A 22,999-nucleotide genomic window follows, 5' to 3' on the forward strand; every position below is an offset into this window, starting at 1 on the left:
TTTATCTATCCTCTCCTCCATATATATATGCACATAGTTTGCGGCGCATCTGCATTTTTTCTTCCAATGACGCCATGTATGTGTTGACTTCCTTGGGCATGTATAATTTTTCTAAGCGGTGGTTCGGCAAATTAATGAATTTTGTTGCCCCGCCGGGACCTGCGGCCAATACAGTTTGTCTTTCTTCCATCATTTGAATATTGTATTTTCCGATGGCATCAGAAAAAGCATAGCCGACATTAGCAAAACTAGCCGCCATGTATTTTTGACGATACATATAATAAGGTGTATATCCTTTTTCAACAAGTATGGCATCACAATATTCCAACATTCTCGTCACGTCCTCCTGAGAGGGTATCCTATCTCTCAACGGATGATGAAATAAAGGGGCTCTTTTTTTTAATGCTAACGTATGAATTGTAACATTTTCCGGCCATAGTTGGCAAACTATTTCCATATTTTCCTGCATATCTTTTATATTTTGAGTAGGCAGTCCCGCAATGAAATCCATATTAATAACCGAAAATCCCAAATCACGGCAGTTATCGAACATAGTATAAATATCTTCCACCCTGTGATGACGCCCCAGCGCATCTAATATTCGCTGCTGCATTGTTTGCGGATTAACACTGATGCGGTCCACACCATACTGCCGCAGTAATGCAAGCTTCTCTTTTGCTGCCGTATCCGGACGGCCAGCTTCTACAGTCCATTCCTGAACTGGGCTGAAATTAGCAGCCACAGATCGAACAATATCTTCTAAAATGCCAATCGGAAGACAAGTGGGCGTTCCGCCGCCTATATAAACAGTATCCACAGTGAAAGAATATTGCCTGCAAAGTCTGCTTAAATCCTGTAAGTCTCTTTCTAACGCCCTTGAAAACGATTGCAGAATGTCCTGCTCTTCCGTTCCAACCAACCGTGAGGGAAAGGAGCAATACAAACAATGGCTGGAACAATACGGAATACCTACATAGAGGGCCACATGATTTTGAGGTTCCATTACAAAGGGACGCTGCAGCCGTGACATATGTACAAGTCGTTCTGCCGTTTCCTTTTCTACCTGATACTGCTGCTGCAGTACTGCTATAGTCTCTTTATCCCCAAATTCTTTATCAAAAAAATGATGTACCAGTTTTGTCGGGCGCACTCCCATCAATGTTCCCCATGGCCCCGTTTTATTGCCAGTAAAGCGCTCATGCCAATGCATCAAACAATTTTTTATATCTTCACGGACATGTCCATACCGTATAATTGAAGCTCGGGATTCCCATTTTTTATCATCCCGCGTAAACACACAAGTCAAATCGATGATGCCGTTCTCATCGGAAAGGAAAATACGAGCACCTATATTCTCCGTTTCATAGCCCCCGACATAACCAAGACCAGCCATTACCTGACCAATAAGGGCATGATATTCCTCCGGTCCTTTGTAGCGGTATCCTTGTTCATCCATTATTCGCAGCTTTAGATTTTCGGGCTTCGTCTGCCCGCTTTTTTTGACAGTTTTCACAATAACCATAAACCTTCAGCTGGTGATCTACAGTTTGAAAATGAAGTTGCTTTTGCAAAATAGTTTCTAAGGTTTCCAGTAAATCATCACGGCATTCACGTACCTTACCACACCCCAGACAGATCAAATGATGATGAAAGTGTCCATCTTCTTCTCGGTCATTTAATTCATATCGGCTGCACCCTTCATCAAAATCAAGTTTTTTCAACAGATCCATTTCCGTAAACAAATCCAATGTTCTATATACGGTTGCCAATCCGATATCGGGAGCTGTTTTTTTCACACGTTCATATACGTCTTCTGCACTCAAATGATTTTCCGAGCTTTCCACAAATGCACGCAGGATAACCTGTCGCTGTGAAGTCATTTTATATTTCTTATCTTTAATTTTATCTTTCATTCGTTTCATCATTAAATTCATAATATCCGCTTTAGTTTTTTCCATAAAAATTCATCGCCTTTGTTTTATAAGTATTATAGAACCATAAATGCTTACAAATAATTTGTAAAACCGCCGTAATCGGTACCGTCAAAATCATCCCTTGAATACCAAACAAGGTTCCCCCCATGAGTAGAGCAATAACAATCGCAACAGGATGAAGACTAATAACTGCCCCCATCACCTGCGGCATGATGAGATGACTATCAATCTGCTGAATAACAATATAGAAAATCAAAACCTTTACAGCTAATGCCGGACTAACCAATGCTCCCAATAAAATTGCCGGAACCGCCCCAACAATAGGTCCAATAATCGGAATCCATTCAGTAATCGCCGCCAATAGAGCAATAACCATTGGATAAGGGACTCCCAGAATCCACATTCCTATAAAAGTTAATAAGGATATGATACAACTCATAATAAGCTGTCCTCGGATATAAGAACTTAATACCCGATCAACTTCATCAAATAATACATCCAGCTGCAGACGATATTCCTCAGGATAAAGATGTACAAAATGATCTACCATCCTCGATCCATCCTTCATGAAGTAAAAAGTTATAATAGGAACAACAAAAAACTCAATTACTGTTCCAGCAATCGCAAACACAGACTTAACAAGGTTACTTACTCCATCTACGCCATAATTGCCAATCTTGACTAAAGAATCATTAATAATACTTTTTACTTGATCCGGGATATACAGCTGCGTCTGAGAATTTTCGAAATTCATAACCAACGCGGCTGTTTTATCGACTAAATTTTGAAAATTAGCTGCTAATAAATTGACCTGTATCACCAACGGATGCAAAATACTGTTTGTAATACCGACGAGCACTAAAATAAGAACTACGAAAGAAATCAAAATAGCTGCATCAACAGGAATTCTCCGTCCAGTAAGGCGCTGCACCCCCTTTAATACAGCATCTCGAACGGGGATAAGAATAAAAGTAACAATAAGCGACACTACAACAGGCCAATACACAGCATGTACAGAAATAAAGATCCAGACAGCAAAAACGGCAACAACAATACGCAGCCAAAATTGCGATTCCCTGATCATATAACTCATCCCCTGCCTTCAAGATACGGATTTCCCTGCCGTTCATTACCAATTGTCGTACTAGGTCCATGCCCGGGAAGCACGATCGTATCATCAGGCAAGGGCATCAGTTTCGTTTCGATACTGGCAATAAGCTGCTTATACGAACCTCCATATAAATCTGTACGGCCAATAGAATACTGAAACAAAGTATCTCCGGAGAATACAACTCCGCCGCCATATAAACACACACCGCCAGGAGTATGCCCCGGTGTTTCATAGACTGTAAAGACTGTACTTCCAACACTAATTGTATCGCCATCGGAAACCATATATTCCGGTGATACGCATTCAATTTTTTTCCCCATGAACATAGAAAGATTATTCTTAGAATTCTGAATTAACCCACTATCTTCCCTGCTAACGTATACCGGAACATTTTTATGATTCCGCAATTCCTGCAGGGCCCCAATATGGTCTGCATGTCCATGTGTCAAAAATATTTTCTTAATAGTAAGATCATGATCTGTCAACGCTTTATCTATGCGTTCATAGTCCCATGCCGGATCAATGACCATGGCCTCCCTCGTATCTTCGTCATAAACAATGTAACAATTGGTTTCAATAGGCCCCAGCTGCATTGCTAGTATTTTCATCACATATGCCTCCTAAAATTTCTTTTTGCTATCTATCAATATCGTAACCGGTCCGTGATTGGCAAGAGTTACAACCATATCTGTGCGAAATACACCTGTACCTGCAGAAATACCGCGGCTGCGCACAGCAGCAACAAAATCATCGTATAAGGTTTCTGCCAGCATGGGCGGTGCTGCTTGATCAAAACCCGGCCGCCTTCCATGCCGTACATCCCCATACAGTGTAAATTGCGATATGACCAGCATATCGCCGCCAATATCCATAAGAGAACGATTCATTTTTCCCTGATCATCCTCAAAAATACGCAGATTTGTGATTTTATCTGCCATATACTGCACATCTTCCTTTCCGTCTTCCTTTCCTACCCCCAGAAGAACGGTAAGACCGAATCCGGCCCTGCCCGTTTCTATTCCTTCTGAAGTAACCTGAGAAGATAATGTGCGCTGTATAACAGCTCTCATATAGCACCTCCCGTATATCTCTGTACTGTATAAACATCCTTAAGACGGCGTATTTTTGTTGCAATAAATTCAAATTGAGCCAAATCCTTGATACTAATTCCCAAATGAACGGTGACTGTTTTTGTGTCGTTTACCTTTGCATTGACATTGAGTATGGAAATCTTCATTTCTGCCAATGTCGCCATAATATCTGCCATCACACCGGTTCTGTCATACGCTACAATTTCCATATTGACTTCAAACATTTCCTTGCCATCGTAATCCCATTCTACATCAATCAAACGGTCTACGTCCTCCTGATTGTTTGTAATGCTGGGACAATCGGCACGATGTACAGATACCCCTCGGCCCCGGGTAATAAATCCAATAATAGGATCTCCCGGCACAGGGCTGCAGCATTTCGCCAGTCGTACGAGCAATCCCGATTCTCCTTTGACAAGTATTCCTGTACCAGTTTTATGCAGCGGTTTTCTTGGACGAAGTTTTTCAACAACAGCAGTATGACTGTTCTTTTCTTCTTCTTTTTGTATATCTTTTTTATGTAAATCCAACAGCTTGATAAGTACCGTATTAACAGCAAATCCACCATATCCCACAGCTGCCAGCAAATCATCTTCCGAACCGGCATTCATTTGCTTTGCGACTCTGGCCAAGCGTCCGGCTTTATTCAATACTTTCCAATCATGATTCAGTCGCTTGCATTCTCGTTCCAAGGATTCTGCACCCTTAGTAATATTTTCTTCACGATTTTCTTTTTTAAACCAACTCCGTATTTTTGAACGGCTCTCCGAACTTCCCACAATATTAAGCCAGTCTAAACTAGGTTTTCCGTTTTTAGAAGTTATGATTTCAATAATATCACCATTCTTCAACGGTGTATTCAATGGTACAATTTTACTGTTAATTTTGGCTCCAACACAACGATGTCCTACATCCGTATGAATTCGATAGGCAAAGTCAATTGGAATAGCTCCCTGCGGCATATCGATTACATCACCACGCGGAGTAAATACAAACACTTCATCAGAAAACGCATCCAGCTTCAATGAATTCATAAATTCCTTAGGATTGCTTGTGTCCTGCCATTCCAATAAATTTCGCAGCCATCCCATTTTTTCATCAAATTCATTTTTTCCGGCATTTGCATGTCCTTCTTTATATCGCCAATGTGCCGCTACTCCATATTCAGCAACCCGGTGCATTTCCCATGTGCGGATTTGAATTTCTACGGGCTGTCCCCGTGTTCCAATAACAGTTGTGTGCAGCGATTGGTAATTATTGGGTTTAGGCATGGCAATGTAATCCTTAAAGCGATATGGCAGCGGTTTCCACAAACTATGAACGATTCCCAGCACTCCATAACAATCCTGCACAGTATCTACAATAATACGAACAGCATACAAGTCATACACCTGACTAAGATCGCGATTATCCTTTTTCATTTTTTTATATATACTGTAAAAATGTTTCGGTCTGCCGTTAATTTCAAATTTTATATTTGATTCTTCCAATGCTTTACGCATAACATTAATCGCTTCATTAACGATTTCTTCGCGGACATGCCGTTTTTGTTTCATCTGATCGACTAAATCATAATATTTATCAGGTTCAAGATAGCGAAAAGACAAATCCTCCAATTCCCATTTAATATTAAAAATTCCCAGCCGATGTGCTAAAGGAGCAAAAATTTCCAATGTTTCCTGAGCAATTCTTTTTTGCTTATCACTGCGCATATATTTCAACGTACGCATATTATGAAGCCGATCAGCCAATTTAATAACAACAACACGTACATCTTTAGCCATAGCTAAAAACATTTTGCGCATACTATTTAATTGTTGATCTTCTTTCGTACGATAATCAATACGGCTTAATTTAGTAACTCCATCAACCAGGAACGCTACCTGGGAACCAAACTCTTGGGTTAAGTCCTCCAATGTATAGGAAGTGTCCTCTACTACATCATGGAGCAAAGAGGCGGTAATCGTCGTTGTATCAATTTGCAATTCTGCCAGTATTTGTGCCACTGCCAGGGGATGTGTAATATATGGTTCGCCACTGACGCGCTGTTGTTGTTCATGCGCTTTATCTGCCAGCTCAAACGCTTTTTTTACATCAACACAGTCTGCATTAGGTTGATAGGTATGAATCGTCTTTATTAAATAATTAAGTGCTTCTTGTTTATCTTTAAATTCCATCCTGACGCCCCCTATCCCCGAGTATATTTGATAAAAGTCGGTGACTCTGCAAGACTCATTTTATGTTGAAGTTTCGGTAAATAGCAAACTTGTCCTTTAGCAGTATCTTCTGTGAGCAAAACTCCTATTTCAAAAAATACATGTAATGCAAGACAAACTATATGTCCATCCAAGACACCCTGAAAATCAGCTATCATTTTCTGACGCATTTGCCATACCGGCAAATGCCGTACTTCCAAATGCCGGCGCAACTCTACAAAAACATCTACCATTACGTTCCTATCTAAATATATATTATCATCAGATTCACTGCGCATATCCTGCAATATCATCTGCGGTGAACTTATTCCATTGAACGTATTTTTTTCCAATTGAAATACTATATCTACAGGATCTCCCACCAGCATTTCTTCACATAGAGATACCATAGACCATCCTACTCCGCTAAGGCGTTTAACTGCGATATCCGTATCATTTGGTGAAACAGAAAAGCGTATATGCTGCTGGTTTTTGCCAATGGGTCGGATTTCTGTCAACTTCTGATCCATAAGAGAAAAACAAGGCCGGCTGTTCCCCATCCCATATGGTTCTAAAAGACTCAGTTCATCGATAAGCTGCAACGATATAGACGCAGGAGACAGGGGCATATCAATAGCTATTGCTGGTACATAATCATCAGCCTTCATATGCATCGCCGCATATTCATTCAGTCGATCACGGAACGCATTTATATTTTCCTCCTTGATAGAAAACCCAGCCGCCATTGGATGTCCGCCAAATTGGATAAGTAAATCTGCTGCATACTGCAGTGATTCATACATATTAAATCCGGCAATACTACGGCAAGATCCCTTGCCAATACCATCGTTTAGGCTAATAACCAAAGCCGGTCTATAATATTGTTCCACGAGACGAGAAGCTGCTATTCCAATAACACCAACATGCCAATGATTACCGGCAGCCACCAACACGCCATCTATCCCATATCCGTTCTTTTCTATTTGTTCCAGCGCTTGCGCAGTTATATCTTGTTCAATTTCCTGACGCTGACTGTTCATCTCACTCAACTCATTAGCCGCTGCATAAGCTGCCGAACGATCCGTTTCCAGTAAAAGACGCACTCCTTTATCCGCGTGACTGATGCGTCCAGCGGCATTAAGCCGCGGTGCAATAGTAAATGCAATCCGCCCGGCATTTATTGTTTCTTTTTGCACTGATGCCGTATCCAATAAGGCCTGCAATCCAAGATTGCACCCTTTTTTCATGCATTTCAATCCTTGTTTTACAAGAATACGATTTTCTCCTATAAGGGGAACTAAATCAGCAACAGTTCCCAGCGCTGCAATCTCCACATATTTCTCCAGCTTTTCTTTATGCAAAATCTGCCACAAAGCCCGGCATAAGGTATAGGCTACACCAACTCCAGCAAGCTCTTTACAAGGATAGGTACATTCCCTCTGTTTAGGATTAAGCACAGCAAAAGCCGGCGGCACATCGTCCGGCGGTTCATGATGGTCTGTAATAATAATATCCATGTATCTTTGATATGCAGCTACATCCCGAAAAGAAGAAATTCCACAGTCTACAGTAATTAGCAAATCTGTGCACCCCGTCCGCAATTCCTCCAGCGCATGCACATTCAGTCCATACCCTTCACTTTGCCGAGCCGGAATATAATAGGCAGGACTTGCTCCCAAATCTCGAAGCACCATGCATAATAACGCGGTAGCTGTAATACCATCCACATCATAATCACCATAAACAACGATACGTTCTTTATCAGCAATGGCTTTGGAAATTCGTGCTACAGCTTTATCCATGCCTTTCATGAGAAAAGGATCAGCTAAATCGTTCATTGTATCAAAAAGAAAATGGCGGGCATCCTCAACCGTACCTATATTTCGGTTAGCAAGGACACGCGCCAAAACAGTTGAAATGTGTAATCTTTGAGTTAGTTCTCGTATAGAATTATTATCTTTTTCCAACACATGCCAACGTTTACGCATTATACCACCATTTTCTCACAAATAATCACTATCAATATCAATAACGTATTTCTATTCTACCACTTTTCATTCTCAATATCTAGTCAAAATACCATGGAAAACGCAAAATAAAAAATATATTCTACACATGAATTTGAGAATATATATGTAAAAACTCAAATGTTTTTTATAAAACATTCCACGCAGCAGCGACCCTATATTTATATAAACATAAAAGGAATGAGTTCGATAAAATGACGAACTCATTCCTTCTTAGTAATTCAGTTTATTCACTTACAGATGCCGTGAATACACTTTTATTTTTGCAAAATAAACCTATTATGCAATTGTCTTAATATATAGCTTAGGCTTCCATAGATTTCTGGAAACGAACATAGGATTCACGGCGAGTCTTGGCATCAGCTTCAGTTTTAGCATACATTTCCTGTGCTGCATCAGGGAAGGATTTAGCCAAAGAAGCGTACCGAACTTCACCTTGTAAGAATTCCTGGAATTTACTGTAGTCCGGTTCTTTGGAATCAAGGCTGAACGGATTCTTGCCTGCTTCTTTAAGGGTCGGATTATAACGGTAAAGATCCCAATAACCACATGCAACTGCAATTTTTTCTTCATCCTGGCTCTTGCTCATGCCTTTGCGAATACCATGGTTAATGCAAGGTGCATAGCAGATAACCAAAGACGGACCATTATAAGCTTCCGCTTCAGTCAGTGCTTTGATAAGCTGATTTTGATCAGCACCCATAGCAACTTGTGCTACATATACATAACCATAAGAAATTGCCATCATGCCAAGATCCTTTTTCTTTGTCTTCTTACCAGATGCAGCAAACTGCGCAATAGCGGAAGATGGTGTAGCTTTAGAGGACTGTCCGCCTGTATTCGAATAAACTTCTGTATCAAGTACAAGAATATTTACATCCTGGTTTTGTGCGAGTACGTGGTCAACACCGCCGTAACCGATATCATAGGACCAGCCATCACCACCAATAATCCAGTGGGAACGTTTAACGAGATATTTTTTCTTATCGAGGAATTCCTGAAGTGTTGCATTGCCGGCAGCTTCTTTTTCAAGAAGGGCAACTACTTTATCAGCACGTTCACGAGAACCTTCTCCTTCATACATGTTGGCAGCCCAATCACCAAGGGCAGCTTGAAGATCAGCCGAAGCTTCCGCTTTGGCTGCATCAACTTTAGCAGCCATATCTTTACGAATCTTGTCAACGCCCATGAACATGCCGAGACCAAATTCAGCAGCATCTTCAAACAAGCTGTTTGCCCAAGACGGTCCATGACCAGCTGCATTTGTTGTATACGGAGCAATCGGAGCAGAAGCACCCCAAATAGAGGAACAACCTGTAGCATTCGCGATCATCATACGATCACCAAAAAGTTGGGTAACAAGTTTTACATACGGTGTTTCACCACAACCTGCGCATGCACCGGAGAATTCAAGCAGCGGAGTTTCCAATTGGCTGCCGATAACCGACTTCTTATTCTGCGGATTGGGTTTTGGAGCGACTTTATCCATCGCATAGTACCACTGATCCATCTTAGCAATTTGAGCATCGTCATTTTGAACCATAGTGAGAGCCTTAACCGGGCAAACATTTGCACAGCTGCCGCATTCGAGGCAATCGAGCTGGGATACGACGATAGTTACACCATATTCTTTGCCGGATTTAGCTTTTGGAGCTACTTTAAAGCCTGCCGGAGCAGCTGCAGCTTCTTCAGCCGTAGTCAATACCGGACGAATCGCAGCATGAGGACATACGAAAGAGCACTTGAAACAGCCAATACATTTTTCAAAATCCCAAGAAGGAACATGCATAGCCGGACCCGGTTTTTCAAATTTCGTAGTACCATTCGGCATTGTGCCATCTTCGCGTCCAACGAATGCCGCTACTGTCAAATCATCACCAACCTGATTCAACATCGGTGTAGCAACCTTCTGGAAGTATTCCGGTGCATTTGTTTCCGGAGCTGCTTCATCAACTGCATCTGCCCATGAAGCCGGATAAGCTACCTGATGGAATTCCGTAATGCCGGCATCAACAGCCCCATTATTCATATCAACAACTTTCTGGCCTTTTTTGCCATAGCTCTTGACAATGGAATCTTTCAAATATTTAACTGCATCTTCAACAGGAATAACCTTTGTAAGTGCAAAGAAAGCAGCCTGCATAACCATATTGATACGAGTGCCAAGGCCCAGTTTCTGACCAATAGCATCACCATTCAACGTATAGAATTTAACATGATGTTTTGCAATAGCACGTTTGATGAGAGCAGGCAATTCTTTATCAAGTTCTTCATCGGTCCATGTACAGTTCAACATGAACGTACCGCCATTTTTAATGCCTCGGAGCAAGTCAAAGCGTTTTACATACGACTGGCGATGGCAGGCAATGTAATCAGCAGCATCAATCAAATACGGCATTTCAATAGGTTTCGTCCCAAAACGAAGATGAGAAATTGTTACACCACCGGATTTTTTGGAGTCATAAGCAAAATATGCCTGCGCATACATATCGGTATGGTCACCAATAATCTTGATAGCAGATTTATTAGCACCAACAGTACCGTCAGAACCAAAGCCCCAGAATTTGCAAGCGGTAAGACCGGTTGTATCAAGCGGCATTTTTTCAGCACGCGACAGAGAAAGATTAGTAAGATCATCAACGATTCCCAGTGTAAATTCATTTTTAGGAGCTGCTGACTGCAAGTTATCGAATACAGCCATAATATCTTCAGGAAGAACATCCTTGGAACCCAGCCCAGCACGACCGCCAATTACGTCAATAGCAAGATTTTGTTCTTTTACGAAACCATTGATATCAAGGTACAAAGGTTCGCCAAGGGAGCCCGGTTCTTTTGTACGGTCAATAACAGCAATTTTCTTGACAGTCTTAGGAAGTACTGCGGACAAGTATTTTGCCGAGAACGGACGGAAAAGATGGACATTGATAGCGCCAACTTTTTCACCCTTGCCTGCCAAATATTCCACACAGCTCTTCACTGCTTCAAACATGGAACCCATAGCAACAACTACATATTCAGCATCAGCAGCACCTACATATGTAAAAGGCTTATATGTACGGCCGGTGATTTCAGAAATCTTATCCATATATCCTGCAACAATATCAGGCATAGCATCATAAAGTTTATTATTAGCTTCACAATGTTGGAAATATACGTCCGGATTTTCTGCTGTGCCGCGAGTTTCCGGAGCATCCGGATTCAAGCCGCGGGCACGGAAAGCCGCAACGGCATCCCAATCGATTAATTTACGGAAATTTTCAAAATCCATTACTTCAACTTTTTGGATTTCATGAGAAGTACGGAAACCATCAAAGAAGTTAATGAACGGCAAGGAGCCTTTCAAAGCAGCCAGATGAGCAACACCACCCAGATCCATTACTTCCTGAACACTGGATTCAGCCAACATACAGCAACCAGTAGCACGAGCAGACATAACGTCCTGATGATCGCCAAAAATGCTCAATGCATGGTTAGCCAAAGCACGAGCAGCTACATGAAATACACCCGGAAGAAGTTCGCCGGCAACTTTATACATATTCGGAATCATGAGCAGGAAACCCTGGGATGCCGTATATGTAGTAGTTAAAGCACCTGCCTGCAGCGAACCGTGGAAAGCACCGGCAGCACCGGCTTCAGATTCCATTTCAACAACGTTGACAGTGTTACCAAAGAGGTTCTTCATCCCTTGGGAAGCCCATTCATCAACATGTTCAGCCATAGGCGAAGACGGAGTGATCGGGTAAATTGCGGCAACTTCAGTAAATGCATAGGAGACCCATGCAGCAGCTTCGTTACCATCCATGGTTTTGAATTTGGTCATAGATAAAACACGCTCCTTAGTTAAAATATATTAACAATAATAGGTTTAATACCTAACTTGTTGTTAGACAAAGTTAAAAAGTTAACGAATACCGACAATATACAATATATTCATAAATTCACAAAAAGCCGCACGCTATCCGCTTCCACCCTGATTGGAAGCGGTACATAATGAGTTCTATGCATATTGTATACGTTCCAAAATCTGCAACTATCCAGCTGAAAAGCCGTGAAACATATAAAAAAAGTATTGCCATTATTCCAAATCTGTAATAATATAATAGTAATATTACTGATTTGCACAGGTAATATTTATACGTTCTTCCGACCACGGCAACCGAATGACTTTGTAACTTTTTTCTACAATTAAATTATATTCCTTCGGCATTTTAAATTCAATAGCACTTTTATGCTAGTTTTAACATTTGTATGTGAATATTTGTAAACATATACTTTTTGAGTGTCGTTTTACCCTAGGGAGGTGGCCATATGGATTTTCATCATCTTAAGTATTTTGTAGAAGTTGCCGATAAGAAGTCATTCAGTAAAGCCGCAAGAACACTGCACATTTCGCAGTCTGCCATCAGTCGGACCATTAAGGCTCTGGAAGAAGAATTAAGTGTCGTACTCTTCATGCGTAACGCCAAAGCGGTCGAATTAACAGACGCGGGAACTATTTTCCTTACCCACGCTAAACGTGTGGTATTCATGTTCGAGCATTTGAAAACAGACTTCGAAAATGAGTTCAAATTGGAACAAGGTACGGTTCTCATTGGCTTGCCACCAATTACAGATGCTCCTATTTTCGCAAATCTTCTCGGAGCCTTCAAACAAGAATACCCTCAAATTGAGCTTGATCTCTATGAACATGGTTCAAAAAAAGTTGAAATCAGTGTTCAGGAAGGGTTAATTGATTTGGGGATCATCTGCACACAGCCTAAGGAAAAAGATTTTGAATCATTTTTCCTGACACAAGATCCAATGAATGTTATCATTCACCGTGACAATCTTTTGAGCAAAGAAAAAACTATATCCCTCAAAAAATTGGCTAATGAATCCCTTGTTTTATATCGTGATGATTTTAATTTGCATGATGAAATCATTCAAGATTGTAAAAAAATCGGATTCCAGCCTAAGATTGTTTTTGAAACAAGCCAGCGGGATCTCATGATCCAGACAGTAGTTGCTAATCTAGGTGTCGCACTTCTTCCCAGTCGTTTGTGCCCGACAAAAGATGCAAATCCCCGCACAGCAGAATCCGTCGTCGTCCGTCCGCTCGTAGAACCAGAAATCATGCATACCCTTTACGTTATCTGGAAGCGCGGACATTATTTATCACATGCGGCGCAGCTATGGCTCGATTTTGTACGCAATCGAATTCGAATCATTAATAATCTGTAATATGTAAGGGAAAGGTAGTGCCAACTTTGCAATTCGGTAATAATGTAAAAAGAATCATGCAATGTGCCGCAGACAAAAAGCGATATATCAATAAAACTTGGTTTGCATGGACAAAAAAATGGTCCTACCACATAATGAGGATAAAACAATATTGGCACTCCTTACAGGGGACAGAAAAAATATTGGCAAATATTCTGCTTTCCATGACAATTTTGATTGTAGTGCAGTTTGTTTGGATTCTAGCCTTGCAATATCAAATTAATCAACTGACGGCGGCTGCAGAAATCAGAGAAATCCGTATTACTAATTTAGAACAGTCAGAAAAAAAGCAAAACAGTATACTATACTCTACCTACTCTACTATTTGGGATTTACAAAAACAATGGAATGATTTAAATTTCCGTGTATTAGAAAATTCTTGGAAATTAGGCAATTAACAAGTATATGTTACAACCAGTAAAAGCAGAGGCTGCAGTGAAATGGAGAATTTCTTCATTTCACTGCAGCCTCTGCTTTTACTATATCCGAAAGACGGATGTCAGCTGTTGAATTTTTTAAGCATTTCTTCTGGACACGGCAAATGTTCTACCAGCCACCATGGCGTATGCTGTTTTAATTGTGCTGCTGTGTAATGGCCTGTACTGACTGCTACAGTTTTGGCATAAATGGCTTTGCCACATTGGATATCATACGGAGTATCACCAATGACAAATATATTTTCTATAGCATCCCCCCATGCTTGCTGCACCAGTTTGTACGCATGGCGTGCCATATCATCACGATAATAAAAATCGCAAGCAAAACCAGAGTGTGCAAAATCAAAATACGAGGATAATTCGTAGGCATCAAGCTTCAAACGAGCACCGTACTCACTGTTCCCGGTTAATAATACTTGTTTGAAATCTGAACGTTCTGCAAAAAACGGCAGTATCTCACGAACTAGCGGAAATACCTGTCCATCTGTTTTAGAAATCCATTTCAGAAGCAGTTTTTCATAACGACGGCAAAAAGCAGATACATCTGCATGAGCAGGCATTTTCCCCGTCGCCTTGAACAAAAGCTGCTGGCAAATATAATTATCCGTCCGTCCTCCAGCAGCAATTGGCGGTACTGTAACTTTTTTTCCCTGCAGTTCGGAAAAAGCCTCTTCTATAGCATATAATCCTGCTCTTCCCGTGTTAAGTAGTGTTCCATCTATATCCCAGAATAAAATATTCAATGTGGTTCCTCCAAGATTCAGCGGGCAAAACGATAGTTTATCCGCATTCTTAATATAGGACACCCGCTGAATAAGCAGGTGTCCTATATTAAACAAATAAATTATTCAGCTACAATTTCTTTTGTATCGCGGGCAATCATAATTTCTTCATTGGTCGGAATAACATACATCTTAACAGTAGAATCATCCGTACTGATAAGAGCATCTTTGCCGCGGACATTATTACGTTCCGGACAAAGTTTTGCACCTAAATATTCAAGTCCGTCACAAATAGCTGCGCGGTCTTCAATACCGTTTTCGCCAACACCGGCAGTGAAGGTAATGACATCTACGCCGCCCATGGCAGCCGCAAAGGCTCCAATGAATTTACGTACTTGATAATGGAACATATCAAGCGCCAGCTGAGCACGTTCATTGCCTTCGGCCGCAGCAGCACCTAAATCACGAAAATCACTAGATACTCCGGAAATACCAAGTACGCCGGATTTCTTATTCATAAGTGTGTCCATTTCAGAAGTGCTTAACCCTTTTTTATCCATAACATTCAATACAATAGCCGGATCCAGGTCACCGCAGCGAGTCCCCATCAGCACACCTGCAAGAGGTGTAAAACCCATCGTTGTATCAACGCATTTGCCATTTTTAATAGCAGCCAGCGAAGATCCATTTCCTAAATGACAATTGATGATGCGCAATTCTTCCACAGGTTTTCCCATAACTTTTGCAACTTGACCTGCCACATAGCGATGGCTGGTCCCGTGGAAACCATATCGGCGAATACCATTTTCTTTATATAATTCATAAGGAAGGCCGTACATATAAGCCTTAGCCGGCATGGTCTGATGGAAAGCCGTATCAAATACAGCTACCTGAGGAACATTCGGCATAATAGCTTTGCAAGCATTGATCCCGATGATATTCGGCGGGTTATGAAGTGGAGCCATATCAGAACATCTTTCCAACGCTTTCATCACTTCATCTGTAATCAATGTGGAAGCAGCAAATTCTTCACCACCGTGTACAACACGATGTCCAATAGCATCAATAGCATCCATAGAAGCTATAACACCGCATTCTTTATCGGTCAGTGCATTCAGAAGCAATTGTACAGCTACTTTATGGTCAGGAATAGATTGTGTAACTTCCTTTTTCTGTCCATTCCATTTATGCGTGAATACAGCATCTTCCATTCCTATACGTTCCACTAAGCCCTTTGCCATTACTTCTTCATTGTCCATGTTCACCAATTGGTATTTCAAGGACGAACTGCCGCAATTTAAAACCAATACGATCATGCAATTTACCTTCTTTCATAGTCTAGTAAGATTTGATTTTGCCAAAAATGTAATCCGTCACTTCTTTCCCCATGGCGTCACCGTCACGGTACATATACATGACATGCCAAATTTGGCCGTTATCTTCAAAGAAGAGACTCCGTACGTCCAGTTTGGTATTTTTACCATGCAGCGGTTCTTCATATGTGTACTCCGTTTCCACAGCAGGTTTACCATTGACAGTCGTCTCGTTGACCTTCGTTTGTAGATTCGATATATCCGGTGTTTGTTCCAACATAGTACGTGAAGTCTCCGCCAGTTTTTGTACTGTAATTTCTTTTGCTGGTTCGGAAATAGCCATCAAATTAATATGAGTATCATTTCCTACATACATCACGCCATCACCATTTTGCCTGTTAGCTTTACCAAGCTGGAACGGGGTCATAAGAAATACTTCAGAATGTTCCGACTTCAATTGCGTGTAGCCGAAACTGTATTCTTCAAGCATAGTTGTATTGCCGCAACCGGACAGCAATCCCCCCATTACAATTATAAGGCACATAGCCCACACTCTAAAAAATTTCATACTATCACCTATCATACTTTCTAACAGATATTATCTATTATATCATGTTTTTTCTTATAGAAAAGCAAATAAACTAACTTTTTATAAATTTACCTGCAGAAATTATAAAAACGTATTAATAATTTACACTGAAGATTTTTCAGAACTTGAAAACTTAATTTTTTTTACAGAAAGGTACATCATTATGCCTCTGCAATTTACTTGTTTACGCAAATGCTATAATATAGTATATATAAGAATATATGCCTATGCCATTACAAGCTAGCTATATGATAGGAGGTCCTGCAATTGGATAGCATTGCTATCATCGCCGAATACAATCCATTTCATAAGGGTCACAAAAAAATGATCGATATACTGCGAAAAACATATGGCACCCATACAATCATTATTGTACTGATGAGTGGTTCTTTCGTTCAGCGGGGAGAACCGGCTTTATTCGATAAATGGAAACGCGCCGCTTGGGCCGTATCCTGCGGTGCTGATTGTGTATTCGAACTTCCTTGTGCTTTTGTTCTTAATGGCGCAGAAGCGTTTGCTGCCGGCGGGATCCGTCTTGCTGCTCAATTAGGTTGTACGGCTATATCCTGCGGCATGGAACATGGTTCTGCTTCAGATATAACCGCGCTGGCAGAAGCAGCTTTATCACTTGATGTAAAACCATATTTAGCCGCAGGCCGACTGCAAGGTACTAGTTATGGCACGGCTTTGACACAAGCATTAACGGATGCCCTACCACAAAAATCAAGTCTGCTGCAATATCCCAATACATTACTTGCTTTGGAATATGTTAAAGCCATAAAACGTTATGCAAAAAATCTTCAGTTCCTTCCTGTAAAACGAACAGGGACACACAACGCGCAAGATCTTACAACCTACGCAAGTGCATCCCTATTACGGCAAGCGGTCATCACTGCACGTTCCGAAACCGACTATATGCAGTATATTCCCGAAAAAAATCGCAAGAGCTTTCAAAAAATTCTGGCTAACCAAGCATACTGTAATTACTTCCGCTATCAAGATTTGATTTTATATGAAAGCCGCCGCCGCTCTCCTGAAGAATTAGGCCTGCTGCCAGCTTTTCAAGACGGCATTGAAAACCGTTGGAAAAATATAATGGGACAATCGGTTACATGGCAATCGGGAATAGAACAACTAAAAACACGCCGCTACCCTTTCTCCCGGCTTTGCCGTATGGGAGCCTATACAGTATTAGGAATCACCAAAAATTCAATGCTGCAATGGCAGAAACAAGGCCCTCAATACGCCCGTCTTTTGGCTTTAAGTTCGCAAGGGCGTCAATTTATTCATGAAACAAAAAAGAATGCTACTCTCCCTATTGTCAATAAAATAACGCAATCTGCCGACATGTTAACATCATGCGGCCGCACTATGCTCGCCTTAGATATATTGGCATCAGATATACAACAGTATTGTTTTACTAACCCAGCTTTACGTTTTTCTCATACGGACTACCATTATTCTCCAGCTGTACTGCCTGTTTTATAACACGTTTTTCATATATTAAAAATTAACTTTTTGACTTATTGACTTTTTGACCTTTGCGTGTATAATAATACTTGAAATCACAGTAGACAAATTATATTGCCTATAATGAAGGAGGTCTTATTATGGGAACTGAAAAATATACACAAAAAGTTATTGAAGCATTGCAAGCTGCACAACAAATCGCCGCCTTAAATTATCATCAGGAAATCACTTCAACACATATGCTTATGGGTCTTGTAAAAGAACCGGAGGGCCTTTTATCCACCATCTTCACAGAATGCAAAACAGATCTGCCGATGCTGCAGGCACGATTAGACCAATTACTGAAAAAAATCCCGTCGGTTAAAGGACAAAGTCAATTGACAATGTCCACCGAAATGGTTCGCGTTATTGGCAAAGCGCAGCAATTAGCCGCTTCCATGCATGATGAATATATCAGCACAGAACATCTCCTGCTGGGAATTGTTGAAGAAAGTGATGATAATGTAAAATCATTATGCCGAGAATTCGGATTGCATAAAGACAAAATCATGTCCACGATTAAATCAAATCGCAAGCAACATGTTAATAGCGACAATCCGGAAGACAATTACAAAGCCTTGGAAAAATATGGCCGTGACCTTACAGAAGCAGCACGTAAAGGAAAACTTGATCCAGTTATCGGCCGTGACGACGAAATCCGCCGTACCATCGAAATTTTGTCACGCCGCACAAAAAATAATCCTGTACTTATTGGTGAACCAGGCGTAGGCAAAACAGCTATTGTAGAAGGTTTAGCCCGCCGCATTATTGCCGGTGATGTACCTGAATCATTAAAAAACAAAACTCTTTATTCTCTTGATATGGGTTCTCTTATAGCCGGCGCTAAATACCGTGGAGAGTTTGAAGAACGATTGAAGTCAGTATTGAACGAAATCTCAAAATCAGATGGCCAAATTCTTCTTTTTATTGATGAAATCCATACTGTCGTGGGTGCCGGTGCATCAGAAGGTTCTATGGATGCCGGCAATATTTTAAAACCCATGCTGGCCCGAGGCGAATTGCGTTGTATCGGTGCTACCACGCTGAATGAATATCAAAAATATATTGAAAAAGATGCTGCTTTAGAACGTCGCTTTCAACCTGTCATGGTTGGGCAACCTTCGGTAGAGGATACCATCACGATTCTCCGTGGCCTAAAAGAACGTTATGAAGTACATCACGGCGTACGGATCCGGGATAAAGCCTTAGTAGCAGCCGCCGTTTTGTCAGATCGATATATTTCCGATCGCTTTTTACCAGACAAAGCCATTGATTTAGTCGATGAAGCTGCCGCCAAATTACGTACAGAAATAGAATCTATGCCACAACCCATTGACGAAATCAGCCATAAAATTATGCAGTTGGAAATAGAAGAACAGTCCTTGAACAAAGAAACCGATGAGGCTTCCAAAGAACGTTTAGAAAAAATCATAGAAAAAAAATCAGAATTGAAAACAGAAGAAAGTAAGCTTAAATCCAAATGGGAAGAAGAAAAACAATCCATATTGCGTACACAGGCCATAAAAAAAGAAATAGATTCCGTAAAGAGTCAAATGGAAAAAGCAGAACGAGAATATGACCTAGCCAGAGCGTCCGAATTAAAATACGGTAAACTCCCTGAATTAGAAAAACAAATGGCAGAACAAGAAAATTTACTCACTACACATCAAGATTCCCAGCTTTTAAAAGAAGAAGTCGGTGAAGAAGACATTGCACAAGTCGTCAGCCGGTGGACAGGAATTCCTGTCACAAAAATGATGACGGGAGAACGGGAAAAGCTTCTCCATTTAGAAGATATCCTGCACACACGTGTCGTAGGTCAGGACGAAGCTGTCCGCGTCGTCAGTGAAGCTATTATTCGTGCACGAGCCGGCATTAAAGATCCTAACCGCCCAATTGGTTCATTTATATTCCTTGGTCCTACAGGCGTAGGAAAAACGGAATTGGCAAAAACACTGGCTGAATGTCTTTTCGATGATGAACGTAATATCATCCGCATTGATATGAGTGAATATATGGAAAAACATACTGTATCACGTCTTATCGGTGCTCCTCCGGGATATGTCGGCTATGATGAAGGAGGGCAGCTTACGGAAGCTGTACGCCGTCACCCTTACAGCGTTATTCTCCTTGACGAAATAGAAAAAGCGCATCCGGATATCTTTAACGTGCTCCTGCAAATTCTGGACGATGGTCGTTTAACAGATGGGAAGGGCCGTGTCGTTAACTTTAAAAATACAGTCATTATCATGACCAGCAATCTAGGCTCTCATGAAATACTGGAAAAACAAGATTTCACCGAAGCAGAAACAGCCGTACGTGAATTATTAAAAACCTATTTCCGCCCAGAATTTTTAAACCGCATTGACGACATTATCGTCTTCAAAGCACTCCAAAAAGATCAAGTCCGCAACATCGCTGCTATTTTGCTTAAACGCTTAAGCGAACGCTTAGAACGGCAAGTGAAAATAGAATTAACTTGGACGAAAGATGCACTGCAGGCACTTGCTGATCAGGGATTTGATCCTCAGTTCGGTGCCCGTCCTTTACGCCGTCTTATTGTCCATACTGTAGAAACAGCATTGAGCAAAGATATTATCAGCGGTACTATTCGTGAAGGAGATACGGTTTCCATTGATTTTGCCGAAAGTCATTTCAAATTTACACCGTCTCATACGCATGAAGAAGAAGAGCAGTGAACAAGATTTTAATTTCCTATGCATAAACAAACTATCTGCATGTTATGGCTCAAGAGTTCCAGAATAATTTTCTGGAACTCTTTTGGCAAATAATCATCGTATTCCTCTTGACTTATAGTGCACTTTAAATGGTACACTATAAAAGTATCAATTAATTACAAGGAGGGAAAAAAATGGAAAAATCCAAAGTATATTTTACAGATTTCCGTGTCGGCTTAGGTACCAATCTTTTAAAGAAATTACAAAATATCTGTATCAAAGCTGATTTCAAAACAATTGACATGGATGGCAAATTCGTTGCTATTAAAATGCATTTCGGTGAATTGGGAAATTTATCTTATCTTCGTCCCAATTATGCAAAAGCTGTCGTCGATTTAGTCAAAGACCAAGGTGGTATTCCTTTCCTTACAGATTGCAATACTCTTTATCCAGGCAGTCGCAAACATGCATTGGAACATCTGGATTGCGCCAATTTAAATGGCTTTAATCCAATAACAACAGGCTGTCAAATTATCATTGGTGATGGATTGCGCGGTACCGATGATATTGACGTACCTGTCAAAAACGGGGAATATATAAAAGAAGCCCATATCGGCCGCGCTATTATGGATGCTGATATATTTATCAGCCTGACTCACTTCAAAGGTCATGAAATGACCGGTTTTGGCGGTGCTATAAAAAACATCGGCATGGGATGTGGCAGCCGGGCAGGTAAAATGGACCAACATTCCTCAGGAAAACCCACGGTAAAAGAAAAACGATGCCGCGGATGCAAGCGCTGCGCTAAAGAATGTGGTTCTAATGCTATAACATATGAAAACAACAAGGCCTATATACATGAAGATTTGTGCAAAGGCTGTGGACGCTGCATCGGCGCCTGCTCCTTTGATGCTATTACGGTAATCCAGCGAGATGCTTCTGATCAACTAGATCGTAAAATGGCTGAATATGCTATGGCTGTTTGTCAAGATCGTCCCACATTCCATATCAGTCTAGCCATGGATATTTCACCAAATTGTGACTGTCATGCTGAAAATGATGCACCTATCCTGCCGAATATCGGAATGTTTGCTTCTTTTGATCCTGTCGCAATTGATCAAGCGTGTGTAGATGCCTGTCAAAAACAACCGCCTTTATCCAACAGCCAATTGGGAGACCATCTTGCTGATCCTAACTGGCATCATCATCATGACCATTTTCTCGACAGCAATCCCAACGTTCATTGGAAAGAAACACTGGAGCATGCTGAAAAAATCGGCTTAGGTACACGCGATTATGAATTAATTACTATAAAATAGTTTTTCCCTTCTGTTCAAACTTTTATATTTTACAAACCGGCGAAGCTTTAAAAATGCTCGCCGGTGTTTTATTTTTTAACAGAAATATCTTAAAGTTATGAATTTTTTACATATAAAAAATTTACTTTTATTCTCAAAAACATCATTTTTCCACATTCCTTCTGTATTTTTAAATAATAGCAAAATTTTGCTTATTTACATTTGTCAATTTACGTTTACAAGGCGCAGAAAAAATTATATAATAAGTCGTAACTAAACGTTAGGTGGGGAAACATGAAAAATACATTAGGAACACATTTAATAATTGATTTTTACAATTGCAAGACAACATTTCAAGAACCGGAAGAGCTCGAGCCTTTAGTAGAACGGGCTTTTGAATTAGCTGAGGCGCCGCTGGATGGTATTAATTTTTATCATGTTGATGATGAGCTCACCTGTATAGCCGTATCAGAAAATTCACATATCTGCATCCATTTTTATCCACAGCTTTTATACGCTGCCGTGGATATATACAGTTTCAACATTAATCTTAAGGCAAGTTCCATTATGAGTGCCTTAAAGGTCAATCTCCATTCAGATCGTATCAAAGCTACCAGTGTACGCCGTGGTGATTTCGGTTCTATCCGCGATATGCGGCCAAAACATAAATCGAAAATTACAACTATTCGCCGGGTAAAAAACACAGGTGCAAAAATAAAGCGAACAAGCAGTAAGATGTTTACTATTATTCGTCATCCCAAGCAGTCTACGCGGGCACGCCGTATAAAAAGCTCCCAAAAAGACACTATCCAATAAGCCATTATAATATTGAAAGG

17 protein-coding genes are annotated in these 22,999 nt (G+C 40.8%); 6 read left to right on the forward strand and 11 right to left on the reverse strand.

Annotated elements, in window-relative coordinates; all coding sequences use genetic code 11:
- Position 1: 1 nt before the first annotated feature.
- From hemZ to nifJ, 8 genes are all read right to left on the reverse strand, one after another.
- Positions 2-1,513: a coproporphyrinogen dehydrogenase HemZ gene (gene hemZ, locus BLR11_RS00305; protein ID WP_245675041.1), complete on the reverse strand. Its 1,512-nt coding sequence runs from the start codon at positions 1,511-1,513 to the stop codon at positions 2-4.
- A complete protein-coding gene (locus BLR11_RS00310; RefSeq protein WP_091647174.1) occupies positions 1,449-1,958 on the reverse strand; it encodes a Fur family transcriptional regulator in 510 nt (169 codons plus the stop codon). The genes hemZ and BLR11_RS00310 overlap by 65 nt, the downstream gene beginning before the upstream one ends.
- On the reverse strand, positions 1,945-3,018 hold the full coding sequence (locus BLR11_RS00315; RefSeq protein WP_091647175.1) for an AI-2E family transporter: 1,074 nt from the start codon (positions 3,016-3,018) through the stop codon (positions 1,945-1,947). The genes BLR11_RS00310 and BLR11_RS00315 overlap by 14 nt, the downstream gene beginning before the upstream one ends.
- Positions 3,019-3,023: 5 nt before the next feature.
- Positions 3,024-3,653, reverse strand: a complete 630-nt coding sequence (locus BLR11_RS00320) for an MBL fold metallo-hydrolase (protein ID WP_091647177.1) — start codon at positions 3,651-3,653, stop codon at positions 3,024-3,026.
- 12 nt (positions 3,654-3,665) lie between these two features.
- On the reverse strand, positions 3,666-4,115 hold the full coding sequence (gene dtd, locus BLR11_RS00325; protein WP_091647178.1) for a D-aminoacyl-tRNA deacylase: 450 nt from the start codon (positions 4,113-4,115) through the stop codon (positions 3,666-3,668).
- The gene (locus BLR11_RS00330; RefSeq protein WP_091647180.1) at positions 4,112-6,313 is read right to left on the reverse strand and encodes a RelA/SpoT family protein; all 2,202 of its coding nucleotides are present in this window, start codon (positions 6,311-6,313) and stop codon (positions 4,112-4,114) included. Before BLR11_RS00330 ends, dtd begins: the two co-directional genes overlap by 4 nt.
- An 11-nt stretch (positions 6,314-6,324) precedes the next feature.
- Positions 6,325-8,319, reverse strand: a complete 1,995-nt coding sequence (recJ, locus tag BLR11_RS00335; protein WP_091647182.1) for a single-stranded-DNA-specific exonuclease RecJ — start codon at positions 8,317-8,319, stop codon at positions 6,325-6,327.
- 343 nt (positions 8,320-8,662) lie between these two features.
- Positions 8,663-12,178 (reverse strand): pyruvate:ferredoxin (flavodoxin) oxidoreductase, encoded by a 3,516-nt coding sequence (nifJ, locus tag BLR11_RS00340; RefSeq protein WP_091647183.1) that lies wholly within the window; start codon positions 12,176-12,178, stop codon positions 8,663-8,665.
- A gap of 488 nt (positions 12,179-12,666) precedes the next feature.
- On the opposite strand from nifJ, the gene BLR11_RS00345 reads away from it, so the two are divergent.
- Both BLR11_RS00345 and BLR11_RS13895 read left to right on the forward strand, forming a co-directional pair.
- Positions 12,667-13,578, forward strand: coding sequence for a LysR family transcriptional regulator (locus tag BLR11_RS00345; protein ID WP_091647185.1), 912 nt, complete (start codon positions 12,667-12,669; stop codon positions 13,576-13,578).
- A gap of 182 nt (positions 13,579-13,760) precedes the next feature.
- Complete coding sequence (locus tag BLR11_RS13895; protein WP_143006376.1) at positions 13,761-14,015, forward strand: hypothetical protein; 255 nt, start codon at positions 13,761-13,763, stop codon at positions 14,013-14,015.
- A gap of 101 nt (positions 14,016-14,116) precedes the next feature.
- On the opposite strand, the gene BLR11_RS00355 is transcribed toward BLR11_RS13895, so the two are convergent.
- The 3 genes from BLR11_RS00355 to BLR11_RS00365 all read right to left on the reverse strand — a co-directional run bounded on the left by BLR11_RS00355 (position 14,117) and on the right by BLR11_RS00365 (position 16,657).
- A complete protein-coding gene (locus BLR11_RS00355; protein ID WP_091647189.1) occupies positions 14,117-14,797 on the reverse strand; it encodes an HAD family hydrolase in 681 nt (226 codons plus the stop codon).
- Between the two features lie 101 nt (positions 14,798-14,898).
- Positions 14,899-16,092 carry an acetate/propionate family kinase gene (locus BLR11_RS00360; RefSeq protein WP_091647190.1) on the reverse strand — a complete coding sequence of 398 codons (1,194 nt, stop codon included), beginning with the start codon at positions 16,090-16,092 and terminating at the stop codon, positions 14,899-14,901.
- A 22-nt stretch (positions 16,093-16,114) separates the two neighbouring features.
- Positions 16,115-16,657 carry a hypothetical protein gene (locus tag BLR11_RS00365; RefSeq protein ID WP_091647192.1) on the reverse strand — a complete coding sequence of 181 codons (543 nt, stop codon included), beginning with the start codon at positions 16,655-16,657 and terminating at the stop codon, positions 16,115-16,117.
- A 288-nt stretch (positions 16,658-16,945) separates the two neighbouring features.
- Between BLR11_RS00365 and BLR11_RS00370 the strand changes: the two genes are divergently transcribed.
- The 4 genes from BLR11_RS00370 (at position 16,946) to BLR11_RS00385 (ending at position 22,979) form a co-directional block, all read left to right on the forward strand.
- Entirely contained in the window at positions 16,946-18,166 is a 1,221-nt protein-coding gene (locus BLR11_RS00370; RefSeq protein WP_176762809.1) for a tRNA(Met) cytidine acetate ligase, read from the forward strand.
- A 122-nt stretch (positions 18,167-18,288) separates the two neighbouring features.
- Positions 18,289-20,886, forward strand: coding sequence for an ATP-dependent chaperone ClpB (gene clpB, locus BLR11_RS00375; RefSeq protein ID WP_091647195.1), 2,598 nt, complete (start codon positions 18,289-18,291; stop codon positions 20,884-20,886).
- A 173-nt stretch (positions 20,887-21,059) separates the two neighbouring features.
- Positions 21,060-22,184 (forward strand): DUF362 domain-containing protein, encoded by a 1,125-nt coding sequence (locus tag BLR11_RS00380; protein WP_091647197.1) that lies wholly within the window; start codon positions 21,060-21,062, stop codon positions 22,182-22,184.
- Positions 22,185-22,457: 273 nt separating this feature from the next.
- Positions 22,458-22,979 carry an S-adenosylmethionine decarboxylase family protein gene (locus BLR11_RS00385; RefSeq protein ID WP_091647199.1) on the forward strand — a complete coding sequence of 174 codons (522 nt, stop codon included), beginning with the start codon at positions 22,458-22,460 and terminating at the stop codon, positions 22,977-22,979.
- Positions 22,980-22,999 lie beyond the last annotated feature (20 nt).

This window comes from Megasphaera paucivorans (assembly GCF_900103535.1).
Taxonomy (GTDB): domain Bacteria; phylum Bacillota; class Negativicutes; order Veillonellales; family Megasphaeraceae; genus Megasphaera_A; species Megasphaera_A paucivorans.